25 protein-coding genes are annotated in these 23989 nt (G+C 71.7%); 14 read left to right on the top strand and 11 right to left on the bottom strand.

Annotated elements, in window-relative coordinates; all coding sequences use genetic code 11:
* The first annotated feature begins 14 nt into the window (after nucleotides 1-14).
* Nucleotides 15-587 (top strand): GAF domain-containing protein, encoded by a 573-nt coding sequence (locus tag RBJ65_RS36680; protein WP_306319767.1) that lies wholly within the window; start codon nucleotides 15-17, stop codon nucleotides 585-587.
* Here the strand turns inward: RBJ65_RS36680 and RBJ65_RS36675 are convergent.
* Nucleotides 584-1768 (bottom strand): acyl-CoA dehydrogenase family protein, encoded by a 1185-nt coding sequence (locus tag RBJ65_RS36675; RefSeq protein WP_306319768.1) that lies wholly within the window; start codon nucleotides 1766-1768, stop codon nucleotides 584-586. The two genes, RBJ65_RS36680 and RBJ65_RS36675, sit on opposite strands and share 4 nt — an antisense overlap.
* Nucleotides 1769-2141: 373 nt before the next feature.
* On the opposite strand from RBJ65_RS36675, the gene RBJ65_RS36670 reads away from it, so the two are divergent.
* On the top strand, nucleotides 2142-2303 hold the full coding sequence (locus RBJ65_RS36670) for a hypothetical protein (RefSeq protein ID WP_306319769.1): 162 nt from the start codon (nucleotides 2142-2144) through the stop codon (nucleotides 2301-2303).
* Nucleotides 2304-2323: 20 nt separating this feature from the next.
* Here RBJ65_RS36670 and RBJ65_RS36665 read toward each other — a convergent pair whose 3' ends face one another.
* From RBJ65_RS36665 to RBJ65_RS36655, 3 genes are read right to left on the bottom strand one after another with little or no spacing between them, the layout of a single operon-like run.
* Nucleotides 2324-3454 carry an FAD-binding oxidoreductase gene (locus tag RBJ65_RS36665; protein WP_306319770.1) on the bottom strand — a complete coding sequence of 377 codons (1131 nt, stop codon included), beginning with the start codon at nucleotides 3452-3454 and terminating at the stop codon, nucleotides 2324-2326.
* The gene (locus tag RBJ65_RS36660) at nucleotides 3447-4232 is read right to left on the bottom strand and encodes a FadR/GntR family transcriptional regulator (protein ID WP_306319771.1); all 786 of its coding nucleotides are present in this window, start codon (nucleotides 4230-4232) and stop codon (nucleotides 3447-3449) included. The genes RBJ65_RS36665 and RBJ65_RS36660 overlap by 8 nt, the downstream gene beginning before the upstream one ends.
* Nucleotides 4229-5755 (bottom strand): amidase, encoded by a 1527-nt coding sequence (locus tag RBJ65_RS36655; RefSeq protein WP_306319772.1) that lies wholly within the window; start codon nucleotides 5753-5755, stop codon nucleotides 4229-4231. The genes RBJ65_RS36660 and RBJ65_RS36655 overlap by 4 nt, the downstream gene beginning before the upstream one ends.
* A 96-nt stretch (nucleotides 5756-5851) precedes the next feature.
* Between RBJ65_RS36655 and RBJ65_RS36650 the strand changes: the two genes are divergently transcribed.
* The 7 genes from RBJ65_RS36650 (at nucleotide 5852) to RBJ65_RS36620 (ending at nucleotide 13549) form a co-directional block, all read left to right on the top strand.
* Nucleotides 5852-7411: an ABC transporter substrate-binding protein gene (locus tag RBJ65_RS36650; RefSeq protein ID WP_306319773.1), complete on the top strand. Its 1560-nt coding sequence runs from the start codon at nucleotides 5852-5854 to the stop codon at nucleotides 7409-7411.
* 16 nt (nucleotides 7412-7427) lie between these two features.
* Entirely contained in the window at nucleotides 7428-8375 is a 948-nt protein-coding gene (locus tag RBJ65_RS36645; protein WP_306319774.1) for an ABC transporter permease, read from the top strand.
* Nucleotides 8375-9241 carry an ABC transporter permease gene (locus RBJ65_RS36640; protein WP_306319775.1) on the top strand — a complete coding sequence of 289 codons (867 nt, stop codon included), beginning with the start codon at nucleotides 8375-8377 and terminating at the stop codon, nucleotides 9239-9241. The genes RBJ65_RS36645 and RBJ65_RS36640 overlap by 1 nt, the downstream gene beginning before the upstream one ends.
* Nucleotides 9238-10326: an ABC transporter ATP-binding protein gene (locus tag RBJ65_RS36635; RefSeq protein WP_306319776.1), complete on the top strand. Its 1089-nt coding sequence runs from the start codon at nucleotides 9238-9240 to the stop codon at nucleotides 10324-10326. The genes RBJ65_RS36640 and RBJ65_RS36635 overlap by 4 nt, the downstream gene beginning before the upstream one ends.
* Nucleotides 10319-11236: an ATP-binding cassette domain-containing protein gene (locus RBJ65_RS36630; RefSeq protein ID WP_306319777.1), complete on the top strand. Its 918-nt coding sequence runs from the start codon at nucleotides 10319-10321 to the stop codon at nucleotides 11234-11236. The genes RBJ65_RS36635 and RBJ65_RS36630 overlap by 8 nt, the downstream gene beginning before the upstream one ends.
* Complete coding sequence (locus tag RBJ65_RS36625; RefSeq protein WP_306319778.1) at nucleotides 11233-12717, top strand: aldehyde dehydrogenase family protein; 1485 nt, start codon at nucleotides 11233-11235, stop codon at nucleotides 12715-12717. The genes RBJ65_RS36630 and RBJ65_RS36625 overlap by 4 nt, the downstream gene beginning before the upstream one ends.
* 79 nt (nucleotides 12718-12796) lie before the next feature.
* Entirely contained in the window at nucleotides 12797-13549 is a 753-nt protein-coding gene (locus tag RBJ65_RS36620) for an SDR family NAD(P)-dependent oxidoreductase (protein ID WP_306319891.1), read from the top strand.
* 25 nt (nucleotides 13550-13574) lie between these two features.
* Here the strand turns inward: RBJ65_RS36620 and RBJ65_RS36615 are convergent, their stop codons facing one another.
* A complete protein-coding gene (locus RBJ65_RS36615) occupies nucleotides 13575-14309 on the bottom strand; it encodes a bifunctional 2-polyprenyl-6-hydroxyphenol methylase/3-demethylubiquinol 3-O-methyltransferase UbiG (RefSeq protein WP_306319779.1) in 735 nt (244 codons plus the stop codon).
* A 193-nt stretch (nucleotides 14310-14502) separates the two neighbouring features.
* On the opposite strand from RBJ65_RS36615, the gene RBJ65_RS36610 reads away from it, so the two are divergent.
* Entirely contained in the window at nucleotides 14503-14808 is a 306-nt protein-coding gene (locus tag RBJ65_RS36610; RefSeq protein ID WP_306319780.1) for a hypothetical protein, read from the top strand.
* A gap of 15 nt (nucleotides 14809-14823) precedes the next feature.
* Here RBJ65_RS36610 and RBJ65_RS36605 read toward each other — a convergent pair whose 3' ends face one another.
* Both RBJ65_RS36605 and RBJ65_RS36600 read right to left on the bottom strand, forming a co-directional pair.
* Nucleotides 14824-15771: an ornithine cyclodeaminase family protein gene (locus tag RBJ65_RS36605; protein ID WP_306319781.1), complete on the bottom strand. Its 948-nt coding sequence runs from the start codon at nucleotides 15769-15771 to the stop codon at nucleotides 14824-14826.
* Between the two features lie 88 nt (nucleotides 15772-15859).
* Nucleotides 15860-16594, bottom strand: coding sequence for a helix-turn-helix domain-containing protein (locus RBJ65_RS36600; RefSeq protein ID WP_306319782.1), 735 nt, complete (start codon nucleotides 16592-16594; stop codon nucleotides 15860-15862).
* 244 nt (nucleotides 16595-16838) lie between these two features.
* On the opposite strand from RBJ65_RS36600, the gene RBJ65_RS36595 reads away from it, so the two are divergent.
* Nucleotides 16839-17510: a DUF4097 family beta strand repeat-containing protein gene (locus tag RBJ65_RS36595; protein ID WP_306319783.1), complete on the top strand. Its 672-nt coding sequence runs from the start codon at nucleotides 16839-16841 to the stop codon at nucleotides 17508-17510.
* 34 nt (nucleotides 17511-17544) lie between these two features.
* On the opposite strand, the gene RBJ65_RS36590 is transcribed toward RBJ65_RS36595, so the two are convergent.
* Nucleotides 17545-18414, bottom strand: a complete 870-nt coding sequence (locus RBJ65_RS36590; RefSeq protein WP_306319784.1) for a LysR family transcriptional regulator — start codon at nucleotides 18412-18414, stop codon at nucleotides 17545-17547.
* Nucleotides 18415-18484: 70 nt separating this feature from the next.
* Here RBJ65_RS36590 and RBJ65_RS36585 point away from each other — a divergent pair, with 70 nt between their 5' ends.
* Nucleotides 18485-19231, top strand: coding sequence for an acetoacetate decarboxylase (locus tag RBJ65_RS36585; protein ID WP_306319785.1), 747 nt, complete (start codon nucleotides 18485-18487; stop codon nucleotides 19229-19231).
* Nucleotides 19232-19286: 55 nt separating this feature from the next.
* Nucleotides 19287-20075, top strand: coding sequence for a 3-hydroxybutyrate dehydrogenase (locus RBJ65_RS36580; RefSeq protein WP_306319786.1), 789 nt, complete (start codon nucleotides 19287-19289; stop codon nucleotides 20073-20075).
* Here RBJ65_RS36580 and RBJ65_RS36575 read toward each other — a convergent pair whose 3' ends face one another.
* Together RBJ65_RS36575 and RBJ65_RS36570 are read right to left on the bottom strand one after the other, a co-directional pair.
* A complete protein-coding gene (locus tag RBJ65_RS36575; RefSeq protein ID WP_306319787.1) occupies nucleotides 20076-20990 on the bottom strand; it encodes a hypothetical protein in 915 nt (304 codons plus the stop codon).
* A gap of 27 nt (nucleotides 20991-21017) precedes the next feature.
* On the bottom strand, nucleotides 21018-22181 hold the full coding sequence (locus RBJ65_RS36570; protein WP_306319788.1) for a S1 family peptidase: 1164 nt from the start codon (nucleotides 22179-22181) through the stop codon (nucleotides 21018-21020).
* Between the two features lie 298 nt (nucleotides 22182-22479).
* Between RBJ65_RS36570 and RBJ65_RS36565 the strand changes: the two genes are divergently transcribed.
* Nucleotides 22480-23184 carry a 3-keto-5-aminohexanoate cleavage protein gene (locus RBJ65_RS36565; RefSeq protein WP_306319789.1) on the top strand — a complete coding sequence of 235 codons (705 nt, stop codon included), beginning with the start codon at nucleotides 22480-22482 and terminating at the stop codon, nucleotides 23182-23184.
* Between the two features lie 28 nt (nucleotides 23185-23212).
* Here RBJ65_RS36565 and RBJ65_RS36560 read toward each other — a convergent pair whose 3' ends face one another.
* Nucleotides 23213-23986, bottom strand: coding sequence for a GntR family transcriptional regulator (locus tag RBJ65_RS36560; protein WP_306319790.1), 774 nt, complete (start codon nucleotides 23984-23986; stop codon nucleotides 23213-23215).
* Nucleotides 23987-23989: the final 3 nt, after the last annotated feature.

Here is a 23989-nt window from a genome sequence, read left to right as displayed (position 1 = left end):
CCGCTGGAGCGACCATGCCGTACGACGCCCTCACGGGCTTCCACAACCCGGCCGACGACACCGAACTCGCCGCCAGGAGCGAGCGATTGAGGCAACTCGGTCTCGGTGAGCCCGACGAGCGCTTCGACCGGCTCGCCACCGAACTCGCGGGCGCCGCCGACACCCCGTACGCGATGGTCAACCTGATCACCGAGCAGCAGTTCTTCGTCGGCCTGCACACCCCCGAGGGCACCCGGCACACCATGGTGCCGCAGGACCACACCGCCACCGAGGTCGGCCGGATGATGTCCCGCGACCACGGCTACTGCCCCGAAGTCCTGTCCCGCCGCAAGCCGTTGGTGCTGCCCGACGTGTACGCGGCGCCCCGCTTCGCGGGCAACCCCGTCGTCGACGAACTGGGCATCCGCGTCTACCTGGGCGCCCCGCTCATCGACCCGCACACCGACCTCGTCCTGGGCACGGTGTGCGCCGTCGGCACGGAGCCCCATGCGCTCGACACCGGCCACAACAGCCTGCAGCTCATCAAGAACGTACGGGACGAGGCGATGCGCCTGATCTACGAGCGGGCCGGCGAGCCGCTTACCTAAAGCTGGACGGGCTGGGCGAGCTGCTCGGACCAGCGGCTGCGGGACGTGCCAAGGGCGACCTCGGCGAGGCGCAGCACCTGGATGTCGGAGGTGCCCGCGGGGGAGTAGATGTGCATCGCGTCCCGTACGAGGCGCTCTATGGGGCGGTCGGGGAAGAGCCCGGCCGCCGCGTGTATCTCCATCGCCGTACGCCCCGCGGTGATCGCCGACTCCACGCCCACGTACTTGGCGTTCATCAACTCCGCGTCGCAGGACGCCCCTTCGTCCAGCAACTGCGCGGCGTTGTACGCGAGGAGCCGCGCCGTCATCAGGCCGGACTGAAGCGCGCCGAGTTTCTGGCGCACGGTCGGCTCGGCGCTCAACGGCTTGCCGTAGCGCTGCCGTTCGGACACGAAGCGGACCGTCTCCTCGACGATCGCCTGGTGGATGCCGAGTGAGACGGCGGTGAGGTTCGGACGCCCGTACAGGATGCTGGAGGAGTACGCCACGTCCAGGCCGCGGCCCTCGCCCGCGAGCAGATTCGACGCCGGGACCCGGCAGTTGTCGAAGCGAAGCTCGCCGAAGCTGAAGCCGTGCAGCCCCATGGCGGGGGTGTGCGGGGCGAGGCTGAAGCCGGGCCTGTCGGACTCGACGAGGAACGCGGAGAGTCCGCGTGAGCCCTCCCCGGTCCGCACGACGACGCCGTGCAGATCGCCCACATGGCTGTTTCCGACGTACACCTTGCGGCCGTTGAGGACGTAGTCGTCCCCGTCGCGGTACGCGCTCGACTCCATGCCGAGGACGTGGCCGCCGGACTCGGGTTCGGTCACCGCGATCGTCGGAAGGCAGTCACCGGAGGCGACCCGCGGCAGCCAGGCGCGCTGCTGGGCGGCGTCCCCGAAGTGGATGATCTTCGCGACGCCCAGCTGGGAGGCCTGCGCCATCGCGCCCATGGCCCCGCTGACCCGCGACAGCTCCTCGATGACGATCGTCTTCGCGAGGTGCCCGAGCCCCATCCCACCGAACTCGGCGCCGACGGTCACCCCGATCCACCCCTGCCGGGCGATCAGCCGCGCCAACTCGACCTCGACACCCCGCGAGGCCTCCATGTCCGCGACCCGGGGCGCGATCTTCTCCTCGGCGAACGACCGCACCTCCGCCCGCAGTTCTTCATGACGGCCCGTCATGACATAGGCGCTCATGGTGCGGCCTCTCCTCCGTGTGTCCCGGTGATCATTCCGATCACCTTTACATTGACCAGCAGCGGTCCCGAAAACACGGGCGTATCAGGGTCGTTCGGGGGTCGTTTCCCTCCTGCCCGGCGTGGCGCGACCACCCCTGAGGTCGCTCCTCCAGGAGGCGGATCGCCTCGTGGAGGAGCGGGGGAGCGGCGCGAGAGCGCGAGAACTGTCCGTACTGCGGCCCGGTCCTGACTCTTCGACGACCACGAAGTGCCTTCGCAGGGAGGAGGCGTTGCCGGTGGATTCCCCCGGCGCCCGTAACGGCGCGACGTATCGCCGTCGTACGGAGTGACGTATCGCCGTCGTACGGAGTGACGAGACAGGAGGTTCACCCATGGAGAAGCCCGCAGAGGTGCCCGAGTCGCGGTCCCGACGGATACGCGCCGCGCTGCGCCGATACCGCGCGGAAGCGGTCCGCGGCCTGGTGAGCGGCGCGTCCACCGCGACCGGCGGTGCCCTCGTCACGGCCGTGGTGGTGTGGTGGCGTTCCCGGTAGGCCGGGTCCCCGCCCGGAGGTCAGGTGACCGGAAACCGTTCCGGGCGGTAGTCCGCCAGCAGCTCGGCCCTTCGCCCGGTGAGGATCTCCTCGGCGAGCAGGCGGCCGAGGACCGGGCCGAGGGTGATGCCGCTGTGGGTGACGGCCTCGTAGTAGCCGGGCACCGACGGCACCGCTCCCACCGAGGGGAAGCCGTCGGCGGGGACGGGGCGGTTGACCACTCGGGTCTCGACCGGGTGGGCGGCGGACAGTGCGGGGACGACGTGTCGCGCCGAGGCGTGCAGCAGGCGGCCGAACTCCTCCGGGGACGCCGGCCCCGTGTCCGAGTCGATGAGGGCGTCGACCTCACGGCTGTGGAGCACCATCGATGTGTCGCCGTCGGGGCGCACCTCGATGTGGGGTGTGTGCATGGCCCGGTGGACGGGGACGGGCCCGCCGCAGTCGATCCGGCTGACGGCGCCCGGCTCCCGCCGCATCGGGAGCCGCCGTCCGACGAGCCCGGCGACGTGGGAGGCGTCGGGCCCCGCCGCGTTCACGACGGCGTCGGCGTCGAGGCGGCTACCGTCGGAGAGGGTGACCGTGTGCGGGCCACCGCCACCGCCGCCGGTGCCGGTGTCGATGGTGCGGACCGCGGCGCCCGTGCGGAGTTCGGCCCCACCCGCCACGGCCTCGTCGACCAGGCGGCGCACGAGTCGCCGCCCGTGCACCCACGCCTCGTCCGGATAGTGGAGCACGGACGCGTCGTCGGGGAGGGCGACGGCGGGTTCGAGTCGGCGGCGCGCCTCGGCGCCCGTGCACACCTCGACCCCGTAGCCCCAACTCGCCAACAACTCACCCGTGTTGAGGAACTCCGCCTCCGTCGCAGGATCGTCCGCCCAGCGCAGATGCCCGCCGGGGTGCCACCACGAACCGGGCCCCACGGCGGCGGCCAGCTCGCGGTGGGCCGCCATCCCGGCGACGTTCAGGTCGAAGTAGGCCCTGGTGACGGTCTTGTTGCTGGCGTTGACCCACGAGAAGGACCAGTTGGTGACACCCGCGCCCGGTCGCTCCGCCGCGTCGACGAGGACCACCCGCGCGCCCCGCCGGGCCAGATTCCAGCCCACGCACGCACCCAGCACGCCCACGCCGACGACCGCGACCCGCTCAGTCATGACCGACCCTGCCTCCCTCCGCGTCCACCAACGCCAGCAACGGCTCCCGTTCCCCCTCCGTCACATACCCCGCGTAGTAGTCGTACAGCGTCCGCCGTGAGATTCGCGCCGCCGCAAGGCCGTCGCCCGCGCGGATGGCCGCCAGGACCTCCTCGTGGTGGCGCAGCGACGTACGCATGAGGGCCTCGCGGTTGTCCGCGTGGGCGACCTTGTCGGCGATGAGGGTGCGGACGGCGCCGCGGACGACCTGGTTGGAGACCTCTATCAGGGCGTTGCGGCTGGCGCGGGCGACCACCTCGTGGAAGGCCACGTCCGCCTTGCTGAAGTCCTCGTAGCCAGAGGTGATTGCCGCCGACATGTCCGTCACCGTCCGCTCCATCGCGGACAGTTCGTCGCTCGTGCGCAGCCGCGCCGCGAGCTGGCTCGCCGAGCCGTCGAGGATCATGCGGAAGGAGATCAGCTCGGCCATCGAGACGGTGTCGAAGCGGGCGAGCCGCGTCATCTCCTTGGCGAGTCCCGCCGTGCTGAACGGCAGGATCTCCGGGCCGCGCGGGTCACCGGGCCGGGAGCGGATGAGGCCACTGCTCTCCAGGACCCGCAGCGCCTCCCGGACCGTGGGCCTGCTGGCGCCGAACTGCGACACCAACTCCCGCTCGCTGGGCAGCCGCTGACCGGGCTTCAGGTCGCCGCGCGCGATGGCCTGCTCGATCTGCTCGACGATGCGCTGGTACAGCCGCACGGGCGCGACCTGCTCGAACCGCGCCCCGTCCGGCGTCATGGTGTCTCCCCATTCTCCCCGTGCTCCCCGTGCTCCCCGTGCTCCCCGTACTTGCCGTTCTCCCCGTACTCCCGGTTCTCCCCGTTCCCGCCCGGGAGCGCCCCGCCCGGGAGCGCCCCGTCCGGCCACCTCGGCACCGCCGCGGCCGGTCGGTGCCGCTCGTACCACGCGGCCGCCCGCAGGACGCCGAGGTCGTCGAAGCGGCGCCCCGACAGCTGTACGCCGATGGGCCGACCGTCCGCCGTAAAGCCGCAGTTGACCGTCGCGGCGGGCTGGCCCGACATGTTGTACGGGGCCGTGAACCCGATGTGGGACATCGTCCGGCCCGGCTCCATGAACGGCATCGGCTGCTCCGCCGCGAACGCCGCCACCGGCGTCACCGGTGAGAGCACGAGGTCGTACGGGAGGGTCGCCTCGACCGTCCTGGCCTGGATCCGCATGATCTGCTGGTAGCAGTGCAGCACCCGGGTCCCCGGCACGTCCGCGCCCTCCCGGCACCAGCCCATCACGTACGGGTGCACGCGCAGCGCGGCATCGGGGGACAGCTGGCGCAGGTCGTTCCAGGAGCGGACCCGCCAGAACAGGTCCAGGTCGTCGAGGAGTTCCTGCGTCATGAACGGCTCGACCGGTTCGACAGCCGCGCCCGCCGCCTCGAACACCTCGGCCGCCGCGCGCACCGCCGCCACCACCTCCGGGTCGCGCGCGCCGCCGCACCCCGCGTCCAGGTGCAGCCCCACCCGCAGGCCGCGCGCCTCGCACTCCAGGCGCGACCAGTCGATGTCCTGCGGCGGCAGGCTCGTCCAGTCGCGCGGGTCCGGGCGGCTCAACACCCGCATGAGCAGGGCCAGGTCCGCGACCGTGCGTGCCATCGGGCCCGCCGCTCGCCCCAAGTAGGGCGTGTCCAGCGGGATTCGGCCGTCGCTCGGCTTGAGGGTGGCGAGCCCCAGCCACGTACCGGGAAGGCGGATCGAGCCGCCGATGTCCGAGCCGACGTGCAGCGGGCCGTACCCGCCGGCGGCAGCCGCGCCCGCTCCCGAGCTCGAACCGCCCGTCGTCCAGGCCGGGTTCCAGGGGCTGCGCGTGATGCCGTGCTTGCTGGAGACGCCGGACGACAGCATGCCCCAGTCCGGCATGACCGTGGAGCCGAGCACCAACCCGCCCGATTCCAGGACCCGTTCGGTGATCGGCGCGTCCCGCGCGGGCACGACCGGCGCCACGCCCGCGTTGCCCGAAGGCATCGGCACACCTCTGCGGCCGATGTTCTCCTTCAGTGTCACCGGCACCCCGTCGACGGGACCGAGCGGCGCCCCGGCCGTCCAGCGGGCCTCGCTCTCCTCGGCGCGCTTCCGGGACCCGGCGGGGTCGTCCCGCACCCAGAACGCGTTCAGCACACCTTCGCGCGCCTCGATCACCGACTGCACGGCGTCGTGCACCTCGACCGGTGACACCGAGCGGTCGGCGAAGCGGGCGGTCATCTCGACGGCGGACAGGGTGGCCAGGTTCTCTTCGCCGCGCATCGGCATCCGCAACCTCTCCTCTTGACAGGCGCCGCGTCAGTCGTCACGGTACCTGTCAAGTGAGCTTACTGGTCAGGCCAGTTGCAGCGGAAGGTGTCGTGCATGGCGCGGGACAGCAAGACGGCTCGGCTCGTCCGGACCTCCGGAGCCCTTCTCTCCTGCCTCCTCCTGTCCGCCACGGCCGCGTGCACCGCCGGGTCCACCGCCGCCGGATCCCGCCCCGAAGGCCCAGGGGACTCCCTCGCGATCGGTGTCACCGCCGAACCCGCCAACCTGGACTTCACGAAGACGGACGGCGCCGCCATCCCGCAGGCGCTGCTCTACAACATCTACGAGAACCTGGTGAAGCTCGACCAGCACGGCCGGATCCGGCCCGCGCTCGCCCGCTCCTGGGAGCTGTCGAAGGACCGCAGGACGTACACCTTCCACCTCACCAAGGACGCCACCTTCAGCAACGGCGCCCCGTTCACCGCGAAGGACGCCAAGTTCTCCATCGAGCGCGTCGTCCCCAAGTGGACCGTCGCGCTGAAGGCCCAGATGAGCGTCGTGGACCACGTACGGGCCGTCTCCCGCGACGAGTTGAGGGTGACGCTGAAGAGGCCGAGCAACGACTGGCTGTACCGGATGACGACGCGTACCGGCGCGATGTTCAGCCGCACCGGAGTCGACAAGCTGGCGACGCGGCCCGTCGGCACAGGACCGTACGAACTGAAGAAGTGGAACCGCGGCGACTCCCTCACGCTCGCCCGCCGCCCCGGCTACTGGGGACCGGCACCGCACTTCGACACGGTCACACTCAAGTACTTCAAGGACCCGACGGCGATGAACAACGCGCTGCTCACGGGCACCATCGACATGATCGGCGCGATGCAGTCCCCGGACTCCCTCTACCGGTTCGAGAACAACCCCAAGTACCGCGTCATCGAGGGCTCCACCAACGGCGAGGTCATGCTCTCCCTGAACAACGGTTCAGGGCCCATGCGGAGCAAGAAGGCCCGGCAGGCCGTCCAGTACGCCATCGACCACAAGGCCCTCGTCGACACCTGCTGGGGAGGGCGCGGCAAGCTCATCGGCAGCATGGTGCCGCCGACCGACCCCTGGTACCAGGACCTCACCGGCCTGTATCCGTACGACAGGGACAAGGCGCGCCGGCTCCTCAAGGAGTCCGGTCAGGCCGGACACACCCTTCGGCTGCGCATTCCGACGCTGCCGTACGCCACCGCCTGCGGCACCGTCGTCAAAAGCCAGCTCGAACAGGCAGGATTCAAAGTCGAGTTGAGCCAATTGGAGTTCCCGGCGGCGTGGCTCTCGACCGTGTTCAAGAACGCCGACTACGACATGACGATCATGTCCCATGTCGAACCCCGAGACATGGCCGCCGTGTTCGGCGACAAGAACTACTACACCCGCTACGACAGCCCCGGATTCCGCGATCTGCTGGCGAAGGCGGATGTCGGCAGCCAGGAAGAGCAGCTGACGGCCATGCGCGCCGCCGCCCGGACACTCTCGAAGGACGCCGCCGCCGACTGGCTGTTCCTGCTGCCGAACCTGATGGTGGCCGACGCGGACATCACCGGACTGCCGGTGAACAGTGTCACCGAGTCCCTCGACCTCACCGGCCTCGGCCGGTCCGGCTCCTCCCACCCCTCCAGCCGGTCCTGAAAGGCGGCCCCAACCGATGATCGTCCGACTGGTGCGGCGGCTCGCGATCCTGGTGGCGAGCCTGTTCGTGAGCTCCGTCGTGGTGTTCGCGTTCATGGCGGTGCTGCCCGGCGACCCCGCGCGCGTCGCCCTCGGCACCGGCGCCTCCGACTCGGCGGTGACGGCGCTGCGCGAACAGTTCGGCCTCGACCGCCCCCTCCTCGACCAGTACACCGGCTGGCTGCACGACCTGGCCACCTTCGACCTCGGCGACTCCTACATCTCCCACACACCCATCGCGCCGCAGCTCACCGACCGGCTCCTTGTCACGCTGTGGCTCGTCGGCACCGCCATGGTCATCGCCTGCCTCGTGGCGGTGCCGCTCGGCACGCTGATGGCGGTACGGCACCGCAAGCCGTCCGGGCTCGTCCTGTCGGCGCTGTCCCAACTCGGCGTCGCTGTACCGGCGTTCCTCGCCGGCATCCTCATGATCACCGTGTTCGCGGTGGGGCTCGGCTGGCTGCCCGCGAACGGCTGGACCCCGCCCGCGGACGATCCGGCGCTCTTCCTCAAACAGCTCCTGATGCCCGCGCTCTCCCTCGGCCTCGTCCAGGCCGCCGTCCTCACCCGCTACGTCCGCAGCGCCGTCCTCGACGTGCTGCGCGAGGACTATCTGCGCACCGCCCGCGCCAAGGGCCTGCGCCCGACGCAGGCTCTCGTAAGGCACGGGCTGCGCAACGCGTCCGTGCCCGTGGTCACCGTCCTCGCGCTGCAACTCGCGACGCTCCTCGTCGGCGCCGTCGTCATCGAGCGCGTCTTCGTGATCCCCGGCCTCGGCAGCCTGCTGCTCGACAGTGTCGCGAGCCGGGACCTCATCGTCGTCCAGGACGTCGTCATGATCCTCGCGGCGGCGGTGCTGCTCGTGAACTTCCTGGTGGACCTGGCCTATCTCGTGATCGATCCTCGACTCAGGGTGCGTGGGTGATGGCTGCAAGCGAAGTCCTTGACACGGCCGTGGTCGCGCGGCGCCGCCGCGGGCCGCTGCCCGGCTCGCTGCTCGTCGGCGGGACCGTCGTCGCGCTCGTCGTCGGCATGGCGCTGCTGTCCTTCGTATGGACACCGCACGACCCGACGCTCGTGGACCCGGCCGTCCGCCTCCAACAGCCGTCCGCCGACTACTGGTTCGGCACCGACAAGTACGGCCGCGACGTCTTCAGCCAGATCCTGATCGGCTCGCGGACGACGCTCTACGTCGGGTTCGTCGCGGTCGGCGTCGCCGCGCTCGTCGGCGTCCCGCTCGGCATCCTCGCCGGGATGGGCCCACGCTGGGCGGGCGAACTCCTCATGCGCGGAAACGACCTCGTCCTCGCCTTCCCCGCCCTGCTGCTCGCCATCATGCTCGCCGCCGTCTACGGCGCGGGCACCGGCGTCGCCATGATCGCAATCGGCATCGCCGCCATCCCCAGCTTCGCCCGCCTGATCCGCGGCGGCACCCTCCAGGTGATGAGTACGGAGTACGTGACGGCGGCGCGGGCCGCCGGGCGCGGGCCGTTCGCCATCGCGCTGCGGCACGTGCTGCCGAACGTCAGCGGCCTCGTCATCGTGCAGGCCTCCGTCGGCTTCGCCCTCGCCGTGCTCGCCGAGGCCGCGCTCTCCTTCCTCGGCTTCGGCACCCCGCCACCCACCCCGTCCTGGGGCCGGATGCTCCAGGAGAGCCAGGAACTCCTCGCCGCCGCGCCCCGCCTCGCAGTCTTCCCCGGCCTCGCCATCGCGGTGGCCGTGCTCGGATTCAACCTGCTCGGCGACGGGCTGCGCGACCGATTCGACCCCAAGGTGGAGGACCGCCGATGACCGCCGCAGTGGACACCCCGCCGGACGAGGTGCTGACCGTGCGCGGACTCGACGTACGGACGAAGGGCGACGGCGGCGGCCAACCGCTCGTCCAGGACGTCGAGTTCACCATCCGGTCCGGTGAACGCGTCGGCCTCATCGGCGAATCCGGCTCCGGCAAGTCCCTCACCTCGCTCGGCCTCATGGGCCTGCTCCCCGAAGGACTGCACGCCACCGGCTCGGTGAAGCTGGCCGGTGTCGGCCACGACCTCATCGGCGCCGACGAGAGACACATGTCCCGCGTCCGCGGCAAGGACATCGCCATGGTGTTCCAGGAGCCCATGACCGCCCTCAACCCCACGATGCGCGTCGGCCGCCAGATCGCCGAGGTCCTCCTCGTGCACCGCACACGCCCCGACCGCGCCTCCGCCCACGCCGCCGCCGTGGACCTCCTCGACCAGGTCGGACTGCCCGACCCGGCGACGGCCGCGCGTGCCTACCCGCACCAGTTCTCCGGCGGCCAGCGCCAGCGCGTCGTCCTCGCCATCGCCCTCGCCAACGACCCCGCCCTGCTGGTCTGCGACGAACCCACCACCGCCCTCGACGTCACCGTGCAGGCCCGCGTCCTCGACCTCATCGTGCGCGGCGTCCAAGGGCGCGGCTCGGCGCTCCTGTTCATCACCCACGACCTGGCCGTGGTCGCCACGGCCTGCGAGCGTGTCATGGTGATGTACGGGGGCCGGGTCGTCGAATCCGGGCCCGTACGGGAGGTGTTCACACGCCCCCGGCACCGGTACACACAGGGACTGATCGGCGCGTCCGACCTGACGGCCGTGGACGAGCGCGGCCGCCTCGCCACCATCGCAGGAACGGTGCCACCGGCCGGCGCCTTTCCCTCCGGATGTGTCTTCCGCAGCCGCTGCACCGCCGCCACCGATCGCTGCGCGAACCGCCCCGAGTGGACCCCGACGGGCCCCGACTCCGGCTACGCGTGCTTCCACCCGGTGCCGGACCCCGCGACGACGGTTCCGGACCCCGCGACGACGGCGCAGGACCCCGCGACCACGGCGCAGGACCACAAGCGCCAGGGGGTAGACCGTGCCTGAGCAGCGGCCGAAGCGCACCGACGCCCTCCGCGTCACCGACATCACCCGCGACTACCACCGCCCCCGCACCTCCCTGCGCACACCCTCGCCCCCCGTACAGGCGCTGCGGGGCGTCACCTTCTCCGTGCCGCGCGGCCAACGCTTCGGCATCGTGGGGGAGTCAGGGTGCGGCAAGTCGACGCTGCTGCGCATCCTCGCCGGGCTCGACAAGCCGACATCGGGCACCGTCGAGGTCGAGGGACGTGACATCACGCGGCTGAGCGAACGCCGGCTCCGTTTCGTCCGCGAACGCCTCCAGCTCGTGTTCCAGGACCCGATGAGCTCGCTCGACCCACGCATGCGGGTGGCCGACACCGTCGCCGAACCACTCGTCGCGCAGGGCATCGGGGACCGCAAGCGGCGGGTGGCCGAACTCCTCGAATCCGTCGGCCTCGACGCGGCCGCCGGGCGCCGCTACCCGCACCAGTTCTCCGGCGGCCAGCGCCAGCGCATCTCCCTTGCCCGCGCCCTCGCCCCACGCCCGCACATCCTCGTGGCGGACGAACCGGTCAGCGCCCTTGACGTGTCCGTACGCGCCCAGGTCCTCAACCTCGTCACCGACCTCGTCGAGGAACTCGACCTGACGCTCGTCCTCGTCTCCCACGACCTGTCCGTCGTACGGCACGTGTGCGAGCGCGTCGCCGTCATGCGGGAGGGCGAGATCGTCGAGATCGGCCCGACGGAACAGCTCTACGACAACCCCCAACACCCCTACACGCAGCGGCTGATCGCCGCCGTGCCCACGCTGGAGAAGGCCCTCGCGGGCGTGACCGCGGCCGACCTCAACCAGGACCTCGACCAGGAGTACGCGGAGCCCCCGGAGCCCCCGGAGCATGCGGCACACCAACAGCAGGAGGAGTACCGCGCGTGAGTGCACAGTGGGCGACGGAGTGCCCCGACGGCCTGCCGGTCGGCGACACATGGCTGCCGGCACCGTCCAGTGAGGAGGTCCGCTTCCCGTACGACGGGACGGTGATCGGCCGCGCGCCGGTCGGCGACACCGCACTGGCGGTCCGGGCACTGGACGAGGCGGTCGCGGTCCGTGACACGGTCGCCCGGCTCCCCTCGCACACCCGCGCCGCGGCCCTGACCGCGACCCACGACGCCCTCGCCGCGCGCCGCGCCGACATCGAGCGACTCCTCGTACTGGAGACGGGAAAACCGCTGGTGGACTGCCGGGTCGAGGTGGACCGCACGCTGCTGACCCTGCGGACGTCCGCCGAGGAGGTGGCCCGGCTGCACGGCGAGACGGTCCCGCTCGACCTGCTGCCCTCCGGCGAGGGACTGCTCGGCTTCTGGACCCGCAAGCCGATCGGCGTCGTCGTCGGCATCGCCGGCTTCAACTACCCGCTGCTGCTCGCCGCGCACAAGGTCGCGCCCGCGCTCGCGGCGGGCTGCCCCGTCATCGCCAAGCCCGCCCCGCAGACACCCCTCGCCACCCTGTGGTTCGCCCACCTGCTGCGCGAGGCGCTGCACGAGGCCGGGGCGCCACGGGCGGCGGTCCAACTCGTCACCGGGGGACCGGAGGTGGGCCGGGCGCTCACCACCGACCGCCGGATCGGCGCGGTGTCCTTCACCGGCTCCGCCGCCGTCGGCCACCGTATCGCCAAGGACGCGGCCCCCACCAAGACGCTCCTCGAACTCGGCTCCAACGCCGCCCTGTTGGTGGCCGCCGACGCCGACCTCGACGCCGCCGCGGACGCCGTCGTACGCGGCGGGTACTACGCCTCCGGGCAGGCCTGCATCAGCGTGCAGCGCGTCGTCGTGGAGGACGCGGTGCGCGAGGAGTTCGTGGCCCGCCTGAAGGCACGTGTCCCGGACATCACGACCGGCGACCCGCGCGAGCCCGACACACGTGTCTCGGCCCTCATCGACACGGCCTCGACCGCGCGCGTACGTACGTGGGTGGAGGAGGCGGTCAAGGCGGGCGCCACGCTCGCGGCGGGCGGCCGGGTACTCGACGGCGGCGTACTGGAACCGGCCCTCCTCCTGGACCCGGACCCCGAACTCGCCGTCTGGAGCGAGGAGGTCTTCGGCCCAGTGGTGTGCCTCCGCTCCGTCCCCGACATCGACTCGGCGTTCGCCCTGGTCAACGCCTCGCGCTACGGACTCCACGCCAGCGTCTACACCGCGTCCCTGGACACCGCGTTCGCCGCCGTCGACCGCCTGGAGGCGGGCGGCGTCGTCGTCAACGAGGTCCCCGGCTTCCGCTCCGACACCATGCCGTACGGCGGCGTGAAGGACTCCGGGACCGGCCGCGAGGGCCCGAGGTTCGCGATCGACGAACTGACGGTGACCCGCATGGCAGTGATCCGCCCGAGCACGCGGAACACGCAGAAGAAGGGCCGGTGACACGGTGACGACGGAACAGCCGACGGAAGGTCCGACGGAAGATCCGGCGGAAGGCGCACAACGCCCGGACTACGCACGCCTGTTCCGCCTCGATGGACGCAGAGCGGTCGTCGTGGGCGCCGGCGGCGGCATCGGCAGGGAGAGCGCGCTGGCCCTCGCCGCGCACGGCGCCGACGTGGTGTGCGCGGACCGCGACGCGAAGGCGGCGCGGGAGTCGGCGGCGCTGGCCCCCGGGATGTCGGCGTACACCCTGGACGTCCTCGACACGGCCGCCGTCGACCGCGCCGCCGACGACCTCGGCCCGGTCGACGTCCTCGTGTTCACGGCGGCGACGAACGTCCGCAAACGCCTCCTCGACTACACGTCGGAGGAGTTCGACCGGGTCGTCTCCCTCAACCTGCGGGCCTCGTTCGACCTGGTCCGGGCGTTCGGGCGCGGGATGGCGGAGCGCGGCCGGGGCAGCATCGTCGGGTTCAGCTCGATCCGCGCCGTGACCGTGGAACCCGGCCAGGGTGTGTACGCGGCCACGAAGGCGGGGCTCGTCCAGCTCGCCCGGACGGCAGCCGCCGAACTGGGCCCTTCCGGCGTGCGCGTGAACACCATCGCGCCGGGCGTCGTGTCCACCCCGCTGACCGCGCAGATCCGCGCCGTACCGGAGTGGTCGGACGCGTACGCCGACAAGAGCGCCCTCGGCCGCTGGTCACGCCCCGACGAACTCGCGGGCGCGGTCGTCTACTTGGCCTCCGACGCCTCGTCGTTCGTGACGGGCAGTCAACTGTTCGTGGACGGCGGCTGGACGGCGATCGACGGCCGGTACACCCCGCCGAGCTGATCCGACCCCGGGCGGGGGGGGCGTTTCACTGCTCGTGCGGGCGGCGCGCCACGAAGACGTACTCAAGGCCCGGCCGGTCGGGTGCCTCGCGCACCTCCACCACCTCGTAGCCCTGCGCGCGCAGATCCCGCTCGACCTCCTCCCGCTCCCGGAAGCGCAACGTCGAGTCCGAGGTCAGGACCGCACCGTCCGCGCGGAACACGAACGTCCCGCGAAAGGTCACCAACGGCCCGTCCACGTCCGTCACTTGGTTCCAGTGCTCGACCGGGCCGACACCCGGAACGTCCGTCACCTGCCGGGTGCGCGCACGGGTCCACCCCTCCCAGGCGCGGCGGGCCGGAACCCGGGTCTCGAAGACGAGGTGTCCGCCGGGGCGCAGGGCCTCGTACGCTCCTCGCAGCGTGTTCCGCCACGCCCGCGGGTCGGCGATGGCCTGGGCGGCGTTCGCGGTCATCGTCGCGAGGTCGACCCGCAGCGGCGGCAGCGCGGACACGTCGCCGCTGATCCACCGCACCCGCTCGGCCCCCGGCTTGCCGCGTGCGACGTCGACGGAGGCCGCGGCCGGGTCGACGCCGGTGACCTCGACCCCTTCGTCGGCGAGGAGCAGCGCGAACACCCCGGTTCCGCAACCGATGTCCAGTACCTGGCGCGCCCGCAGCTCCCGCGCGATCCGCAGATAGGCGTCGAGGTCGCCGCGGTCCGGGTCGAGCGGATCGTAGAGCGCGGCGAGTCTGGGGTGCCCGAAGCATGCGTCAGCCATGCGGCCGACGATAGGCACGCGACTTGATCATTGTCGCGTCAAATATTGGGCGATACACGAGAGTTGGGAGCGGTGTGTTCCGTTTACGGGTGTGGGTGATCGGGCACGGTCCCGGGCCGGTGATCATTTTCACCGAACGACCGCACGACCGAAACGCACGACCGAACCGCGAAGAAACGGTGGGAGCAACACCATGCCCGATCTCCACTTGAAGACCCTGAAGTGCGTCACCCAGGAGGACCTGACCTTCGACGACGACGTCATACTCAAGGTGAACGGCGACAACGTGCTGTTCACGTCGATGGACGACGGCGAGAGCTACAAGGTCGACCAGTACATCTCGTTCACGTCCAAGGCCGTCGTCAAGCTCTACGAGGCCGACTACAACCCCGGCGACGACGACGACTTCCTGGGCGCGCACACGGTCCGAAGCGGCAGCGGCACGCTCCACTTCACCCGTGACGGCGCCAACTACCAGCTGTCGTACGCGGTGAGCTAGAGGCGAGCACGTCGTTCAGCGTGCGTCGAGCGCTCGTACCGCGGCGTCCGCGACGACGGCATCCTGCCAGGCCATGCCCGATCCCTTGAACAGGACGGGCCGGTCCGGGGCGAGTTCCGACTCGCCCCGGACGACCGCCGCCATGGGCACCAACCGCCCGGCGGACAGCACCCCTTCGGCCACCGGGAGCACGATGTCCCCGCACTCCCGCAGCGCCGTGGCCGGATCCTCCACGATGACTTGAGCGCGCGCCGTCAGCGCCGAGTCGACCTCGCGGGCGTCGGGGTCGTGCGAGCCGACGGCCAGCACGACCGCGTCGTCGGCGAGCAGGGCCGAGTCGAGGACGGGGGTGGGGGAGGGCGTGGCACACACCACCAAGTCGGCCCGGCGGAGCCATGGTTCGACGTCCCCGGGCGTGACCACCCTGTCGTCGCCCGTCAGCTCAGGGTCCGCCCGCGACGGATCCCGTACGACGTACGTCACGTCGTCCAGCTCGGCGCCGACATCCCGCAACGTCCGTACATGGCCTGTCCCTTGAGGCCCCGCTCCGAACACCACGACGCGCCACCGCCGCCCCGGCCGGGTCAGCAGTGGCAGCACCGCCGCGACCGATACCGCCGGGGTGCGCAGCGTGGTCAGCGCCGCTCCGTCGACGATCGCGGCCGGGGTGTAGGACGGTGGCCGGAAGACGAGGTGGACGCCCTGGATGCGGGGCAGTCCGCGGTCCGCGTTGCCGGGCACCGCCGAGATCGCCTTCACCCCGACACCGAACTCGGATGCGGCGGGCATGGCCAGCAACTGGCCCGCCCCATCCGGTAGTTCGAGGATCGAGCGGGGCGGGCCCGCCGTCGGGTCGAGGCCGCCGGCGAGGGCCTCGCGGAGGGCGGTGACGGCTTCGCGCGGCGGCAGCAGTTTCGTCAGTTCGTCGGCGCCGATGTACTCGATCTTCGTGGACTGCGGCATGTGTGCTCCTGTCCTGGTCCGCGCGGGTCCTGGTCCGCGCGAATCCTGGTCCGCGCGGGCCCTGGGTCCGCTCGGGTCCTGGGTCCGCTCAGGATTCGGCTGCTGTCTCGGATTCCGGATTCGTGTGGAGGATGTCGCGCACCTGGTCCGCGGCGCGCAGGATGCTCTCGCTCATGAAGTCGCTGAAGCGGGCGATGTTCTCGAGGCGCGCGGCGGCGGGGGAGTCGCGGCCGAGGACCCCGACGCCCTGCCGGGCGATCTCGGCGACCTCGGCGGTGCCGCGGGCGCTCGCGACCGTCGACTGGTACCAGACGTCGTCGTCGACGACATAGCGCTCCCGGCGCCCGGCGTCCCGCTGACGCCGGATCAGGCCCTGCCCTTCGAGGAAGGCCACGGACTTGGAGACGGAGGCCGGGCTGACGTCCAGGCGGTGCACGAGGTCGGCCGCCGTGACACTCCCCGTGTCGCTGGTGAACAGGCATGTCAGCACGCGCGCCGTCATCTTCGGCAGCCCCTGCCGCATGAGCAGGGTCGTGAACGTCTCCTCGTACTCGCGCACCGCCCCGTCGTCACGCCCGCGCGCGGGTTCCCGGGTGCCGCGTCCGGAGGGCGGGGGCTGCTTGCGGCGGTGGGCGCGGCGCTCGGTGGCGCGGTGCGCGAGGTCCGCGCGGTAGGAGGTGGGGCCGCCGTTGCGCATCACCTCGCGTGTGACGGTCGAGGTGGGGCGCTCCAGGCGGCGGGCGATCTCGGCGTAGGCGAGACCGTCGGCGAGCCCCACCGCGATCTGCTGCCGCTCCTGCTGGGTGAGCCGGCCTCCGGGCATCCCCACCACTCCTCGGTCCGTTCCGTGGTCCCTGGCCCCGTCAGCGTAGCGTTCACGCTCATCCCAATGCAACGGAGTCGCGCATTCTGTTGCGTTAGACCGCCATCCGTTGCAACGAAATTGATGCTCTGAACTGCTGCAATGTAATCGCAGCGCAATAACATCGTTGAGTGATCATGAAACGCAACGTAGCTTTTCATCCATCGGAAACAAGCCCGGCACCACCCGAACCAAGGAGAGCACGATGCGTACGTTCGACACCCCCGCCACGATCTCCGCCGTCCTGCACCTCCCCGCCGGCCGTATCCAGGTCATCGCCGCCGACCGCGCCGACACCACCGTCGAGGTCCGCCCCGCCGACCCCGGGAAGGGCCGCGACGTGAAGGCCGCCGAGCAGACCACCGTCGAGTTCGCCGACGGTGTCCTGCGGGTCGACGCCCCCGCCGAGAAGAACCAGTTCCTCGGGGCGTCCGGCGCCATCGAGGTGACGGTCCAACTGCCCGCCGGTTCCGGGGTGCGGGCGACCGCGGCGGCCGTGGAGTTCCGCGGCGTCGGACGGCTCGGCGACCTCGTCTGCGAGGGCGCGCACGGCGCCGTCAGGATCGACGAGGCCGCGAGTGTACGACTGGCCGCCTACGCAGGTGATGTCACGGTCGGCCGACTGGCGGGACCCGCAGACATCACGGTGCAGAAGGGCGACATCCGCATCAGCGAGGCCATCTCCGGCACGCTCGAACTCCGCACCAGGATGGGCGATGTGACGGTCGACGCCGCGCCCGGCGTCTCTGCCACCCTCGACGCGGGCACCGGCTACGGCCGCATCGACAACACGCTGATGAACACCGAGGGCGCCAAGGCCGCCCTCACCATCCACGCCACCACCGACCACGGGGACATCACCGCGCGCAGCCTGTGACCCCCCTCTCCACCGCGATCCCCCCTACGGCGGCTCAGTCCAACTGGGCCGCCGTACGCGCGATCCGCTCCAGCTCGTCCGTCAGCGGATGCGGCGACCGCGCCGGACGCACGAAGACCAGCGGCGCCGACGGGGCGTCCGTGATCGTCACATAGCGCACCCCGGGGTGCGGGTGATCGCGCGCCGAGCGGGGCAGCACCCCCACACCCCGGTCCGCCGCGACCATCTCGATCCACTCGTCGTACGTACGACAGGTGACGGCCACCTCCGGGCGCGCCCCGGCCGGCCACAGGGCGGGCCCGACCGTGCCGCTCAGCTTGTTGACCACCAGGGCGTGGCCGGCGAGCTCCGCCCAGCGCAGCCGACGGCGGCGGGCCAGCGGGTGCCCGGAGCCGACCGCCGCGACCCGCTCCTCCATCCCCAGCTCGACCACGTGCAGGCCGGTCGCGGGGGACGGGTGGCCGTGGATCACCGCGGCGTCGGTGTGTCCCGTGGTGACACCGGCCGTGCGCTCGTCACGCCGGACCAGCTCCAGACGCCCGCCGGTCCCCCGCTCGAACTCTCTGATGAGCCGCCGCGTCAGCTCGCTCGGCAGCAGCCACGTGAACCCGAGCCGCAGCGCGGGCCGCTCGCCCACGGACCGCAGCGCCGAATCCAACCGGGGCAGCACCGCGGTCAGTTCGGCGTGCAGCCGCTGCCCCGCCTCCGTCAGCCGCACGCTGCGCGTCGTACGGTCCACGAGACGCACACCGAGCGCCCTCTCCGTACGCGCCAGGGAACGGGTCAGGGTCGGCTGGGTGACCCGGCAGCGCTCCGCCGCCCGGGAGAAGTGCTCCTCCTCGGCCAGCACCAGGAACCAGCGCAGATCCCGCAGCTCCACATCCACGGGATCGTTCTCATTCATACGCCCAGTGTATAAAACCTGGCCGCCGCACATTTCTCTTGCCGCACCGCACTCCCTAACGTCGAAGGACATGAACATCGGCAGCATCCTCGACGCCCCGGCCACCCCGCTGAACGGACCGGCCTTCCCGCACGGCCCGTACCGCTTCGTGGACCGGGAGTACCTCAACATCACCTATCGCACCGACCCGGACGCGCTGCGCGCCGTGGTCCCCGAGCCGCTCGGGATCGACGAGCCGCTCGTGCGCTTCGAGGTGATCCGGATGCCCGACAGCAGCGGCCTCGGCGACTACACCGAGTCCGGACAGGTGATCCGCGTGACCGGACTCGACGGCGAGGCGGCCGACTACATCCACTCCATGTACCTCGACAACGGGCCCGCGATCGCGCTCGGCCGGGAGGCGAGCGCGTACCCGAAGAAGCTCGGCACACCCCGCCTCTGCACCGACTCCGACACCCTGGTCGGCACCCTCGACTACGGATCGCTGCGGGTGGCCACCGCCACCATGGGCTTCAAGCACGCCACGCTCAGCGAAGAGGAGGCGCGCGAGGAGGTCGCCGCGCCCACGTACATGCTCAAGATGATCCCCGGCTACGACGGTGGCAGGCCCCGCATCTGCGAACTCGTCCGCTCGCGGATCACCGACCTCACCATCAAGGGCGCCTGGACGGGACCGGCCCGCCTCCAGCTCTTCGAGCACGCCCTCGCCCCGCTCGCCGACCTGCCCGTACGGGAGATCGTCAAGGTCTCGCACGTCCTCACCGACCTCACCCTGCCGCGCGCGGAACTCGCCCACGACTACCTCGCGCGGCGATAGGCGGCGTCCCCCGCTTCGTCACTCGTAGCTTCGTCACTCGCAGAAAGGCACCCAGGTGAGCAGCACGTCCTCCTCCCACTCCTCCGACTCCTCCCACCCCTCCGATCCGGCCGGCCGCCGCGCCCTCGTCACCGGCGCCGCCAGCGGCATCGGCCGCGCCACCGCCCTGCGCCTGGCGCGAGCCGGGGCCCACGTCATCGGGCTCGACCTGAACGCGCATGCCGTGCACAGCCTCGCGGCCGAGACGGGCGGGGACGCGGTCGTCGCGGACCTGTCCGAGCTCGACACGCTCGACTCCGTCGTCCCCGAGGCCGACATCGTCGTGAACTGCGCGGGCATCCAACAGGTCGCGCCGCTCCACGAGTTCGACCCGGAGAAGTTCTCCCTGATGCTGCGCATCATGCTGGAGGCCCCGTTCCGGATCATCCGGAAGTCGCTGCCGCACATGTACGAGCAGGGCTGGGGCCGCATCGTGAACATCTCCTCCATACACGGGCTGCGCGCCTCCGAGTTCAAGGGCGCGTACGTCACCGCCAAGCACGGCCTGGAAGGGCTGTCGAAGGTGGTGGCGCTGGAGGGCGGCCCGCACGGCGTGACCTCCAACTGCGTCAACCCCGGCTACGTACGCACCCCGCTCGTCGACAAGCAGCTCGCCGACCAGGCCCGCGCGCACGGCATCAGCGAGGAGGAGGTGCTGCACTCCGTGATGCTGAAGGACGCCGCGGTGAAGCGGCTCGTGGAGCCGGAGGAGGTCGCCGAGGCGGTGGCGTTCCTGTGCGGTCCGCAGGCCGCCGTGATGACGGGCACGGACCTGGTCATCGACGGCGGGTGGACGGTCGGCTGATCACGGGGCGAGACCGGCGAGCCCGCGAGCGGGCACCGGGCGGCCGGAGAGCGCGTCGAGCAGGAGCCGCTCCCCGAGGGGCTCGCGCAGCTTCACTTCGACGCGCTCCAGCTTTCCCTGCTTGGTGCAGGTGCGTTCACCGTCCGGGTCGGGGTCCGGCACGGTGGCGGACAGGACGACACTGCCGCGCGTCTCCAAGGCCTCGACCGCGGGGCCCTTGTCGCAGACGCCGTGGATGGCGACGACCGTCACCTTCCGTCCGTCGGAGGGGGAGGCCCCGAGGAAGCGGTCGAGCGGGAGGCCGGGGAGGTCGTGGGTCGGTGCGATGGGGGAGCGGGGTGCGGCCGACGGGACGGCGGCGGCCTGCTTCAGCGGGGTCGAGTAGCCGTCGAGCGTGTAGATCCAGGCGGGGACGAGCGCCGGCCCACGGCTGGTGGCCACTGTCATCCGCCCCAACTCCACCGCGCGTACCGAGAGATGGGGCTCGTTCGCGTCACTCGGCCCGGCCAGCGCGTCGTACGACTCCTCGGCCCCCACCAGCGGACGTACGACGGATGCGCCCCCGGACGGCCACGTCACCTCTCCGGTCTTCGGGGCGGTGCCGGGCAGGCCGCCGCCCGCGAGCTTGAAGTTCCGCCGCTCGTACGCCTGTTGGTCGGCGCCATCGTGAAGGCCGCCGCGCGGCAGCCGCACCGGCTCCCCGGTGGGGTGGTAGCCGGCGGTGCGCCACGCGGTGGCCGCGGGGGAGCCGTCCCAGGCGTCGGCGACCCGCCGGGCCCGCTCCGCGAGCGCGTCCCCGCCGTCGCCCGCCACCTTCCCGGCGCCGCCGCAACCGGTCACGGCGACGAGCCCGACGACGGACAGGACGACGAGGCGCGCCCACCGGCCGCCGGAGCGAACTCCCCCGCTGCGCATGTGTCCTCCTGGACGGTCACCGGACGGTCAGTAGACGTGCAGCCCACGCTCGTTCAGCACGGTCTGCACCCTGGTGAAGTAATTCCGGTACGTGCCGCTGGAGCTGGAGGTGCACACCGTTTCGCTCGTGCCGCCGGAGAGCATCCCCAGAGCCACCGTGCCGTGCACCGCCGGTCCACCGCTGTCGCCACCGAGGGCGCAGTTGTTCGTCTCCATCATCCCGTAGAGCGTCTCGCCGTCGATGTTGACGGTCGTGCTCGTCTTGGTGACGTTGCCCGTCAGGTCCTGGCTGCTGACGCCGATCCGGTCGATGTGCTCGCCCTCCGTCGGGAACCGGGAGCTCTCGATCTGGTGGTAGTCGCCGCCCCAGTACCGGACCGTGCCCAGCGGGTTGATGCTCGTGACGTCCGCCTTGATGCTCGCCCAGTCGCACGCGCGCGTGGAGCCGTCACAGGTGCCGGTGGTGCCGCTGGTGCCGGAGCCGAAGGTGTACGCGGTCTGGGTGCCGATCTTGGCGTTGTTGTGCGCCATGTACCAGGTGTTGCCGGTGCCCGGCACGCAGTGGCCCGCGGTGAGCGTGTAGATCGTCCCCGAGGAGTTCTTCGTGTTGAACCCGGCGCTGCACAGCCAGCCGCTCGACGTGATCCCGTTGGCGCCGCGCAGGTCGGTGGCCTTGAACTTCAGCTTGGTGTCGAGCCTGTTGACGCGGATCGCGTCCGGGTGGGCCTGGGCCAGCTTCTCGATCTTTGCCCGGCCGGCGGCCGGTGCCCCGTCGAAGACGTCCACGCTCACCTGGTTGGCGCTCGCCTCGACGCCCCAGCTCGTGTTGGGGATGTTCCCCAGGGCGTCCAACTTGCGGTGCAGCGCGTTCAGTTCGGCGGTGCTACGAGCGACCAGCTCCGGGGTCCCGCCGGCGTCGCGGACGGACTGCGCGGCGGCCTTGTCGGTCACCGCGACGACGGTCCGGCCGTCCTTGACGTACGTGCCGCCGGTCCGGTCGGCGCCGAGCTTCTTCGCGAAGGCCGTCGCCTCGGCGGGGGAGGAGAGCGGCTTGGCGGAGCCGTCCGCGGGGCCTTCCGCCGAGCCGGGCAGGGCCGAGGCGGGCAGCGCGGTGGCGGCGGACAGCAGCAGCGCGGCCGCGGCCAACTGCGCGAGTCTCTTACGGGTGTGTCTCGTGCGGGCGTGTCCCATGGTGCGTCCCCCCAGGGCTGCGTGAGTGCGATGTGGCCAGAGAAAGTTAGGTAGGCCCGGGGTATTTGAACTGACGAATTAGCATATTCCTCGACGGTTCTGGCCGGTTGTGACCGGACCACGAACGGCGGGCAACACGGCCCCGGGCCCGGGACCAGGGCCTCCGTACCGGGCGACGCCCCGACCACGGCGTACCGAACAGCGCCGAATTGGCCGAAAGCCGTGCGGGGCCGGGGCCGGAGGGATTCGGCTCGGCCCGGCGACGGCGATTGTCAGACCCGCCTGAGAGCATCGAGTCATGTTGCAGGTCTGTCCGAACGGCGCGCGAACCCGCGCCGAGTGCGCCCACCTTCCCGTGCGCCCCGAGGAGTTGGCGGCCGCGGCCCGTGGGGCCGTCGCCGCCGGGGCCCGGGACGTCCATCTCCACCCCAAGCGCGCGGACGGAGCGGACACCCTCGACCCCGCCGTCGTCGCGGCTGCCGTCAGCGCGGTGCGGGCCGCCGTCCCGGGCATACCCGTCGGCGTCACCACGGGCGCGTGGGCGACGCCGGACGCCGCGGCCCGCGCCGCACAAGTGCGTGCCTGGACGGTGCTGCCCGACCACGCTTCCGTGAACTGGCACGAGGACGGCGCCGAAGAAGTGGCCACCGCCCTGCTCGACCGGGGCATCGGCATCGAGGCGGGCATCTACTCCGGAACCGACGCGGCCCGCCGCTTCCTCGCCTGGCCCGAGTCCCACCGCGTGCTGCGCGTCCTCGCCGAGATCACGGAGACCGCCCCGAGGGACGCGGCGCGCGCGGCCGACGACCTGCTGGCCGAACTCGAACCGGCCGCCGCGATCACGCCCGTCCTCCTGCACGGCGAGAACGGCTCGGCCTGGCCGGTCCTCCGCCTCGCCGTCTCCCTCGACCTCGACATCCGCATCGGCCTTGAGGACATACTGCACCTCCCCGACGGCAGACCGGCCGCGAGCAACGCCGAGCTGATACGGGCGGTGGGCTGACGCCGCGTGCGCGGGGCGTCTTGAGTGGTCAGGCGCGCAGGCCCGGATGCGGCCGGTGCCGGGCGGGCGCGGACGGCGACTCGTCCGGCTCGACGAAGAGTTCGGGGCGCTCGGCCTGGATCGTGCCGATGTCGTCGAAGACACCCTGGAGATGACCGCGCAGCGCCTCCTCGGCCCGCGCGGCGTCGCGCTGTTCGAGGGCGTCGACCACCGCCCGGTGCTCGTCGATGAGGTGCTCGATGCGCCGGGGCAGCGGCAGGCTCAGACGGCGGGCCCGGTCGAGGTGGGCCTTGGCCGTCGTGACCGTGCGCCACAGGGTGCGGTGCCCGCTGGCCTCCATCAGGCGGCGGTGGAAGTCCTCGTCCTGCTCGAAGAACGCGTCGTCGTCCGCCGCCTTCAGCGCCGCGCCCTGCGCGTCGAGGATGGCCCGCAGCGCGGCGATGTCCTCCGCCTCGGCCCGCTTCACCGCCTCGCGCAGCGCGGCCAGTTCGAGCGCCTCCCGCATGAACTGCGCCTCCAGGACCGCGTCGACGCTGATCCGGGACACGAACGTGCCGAGCTTCGGGAAGATGTCGACCAGTGACTCCTCGCCCAGCAGGATCAGCGCCTCGCGCACCGGGGTCCGGCTGACGTCGAGCTCGGCCGCGAGTTCGTTCTCCGACAGCGGGGCGCCGGGCGGCAGTTCGAGCGAGGTGATGCGGGCGCGCAGCAGCGCGTGCACGCGGGCCCGGTTCGACTCCTTGGGGCTCGCGCCCGCCGTGCGCCGTGTCGTCGTCCTGCTTCGTCGCTGCTCGTCCCGCATGCC

Source organism: Streptomyces sp. KL109B, assembly GCF_030766935.1.
Lineage (GTDB): Bacteria > Actinomycetota > Actinomycetes > Streptomycetales > Streptomycetaceae > Streptomyces.
This window is presented reverse-complemented; position numbering and strand designations above follow the sequence as displayed.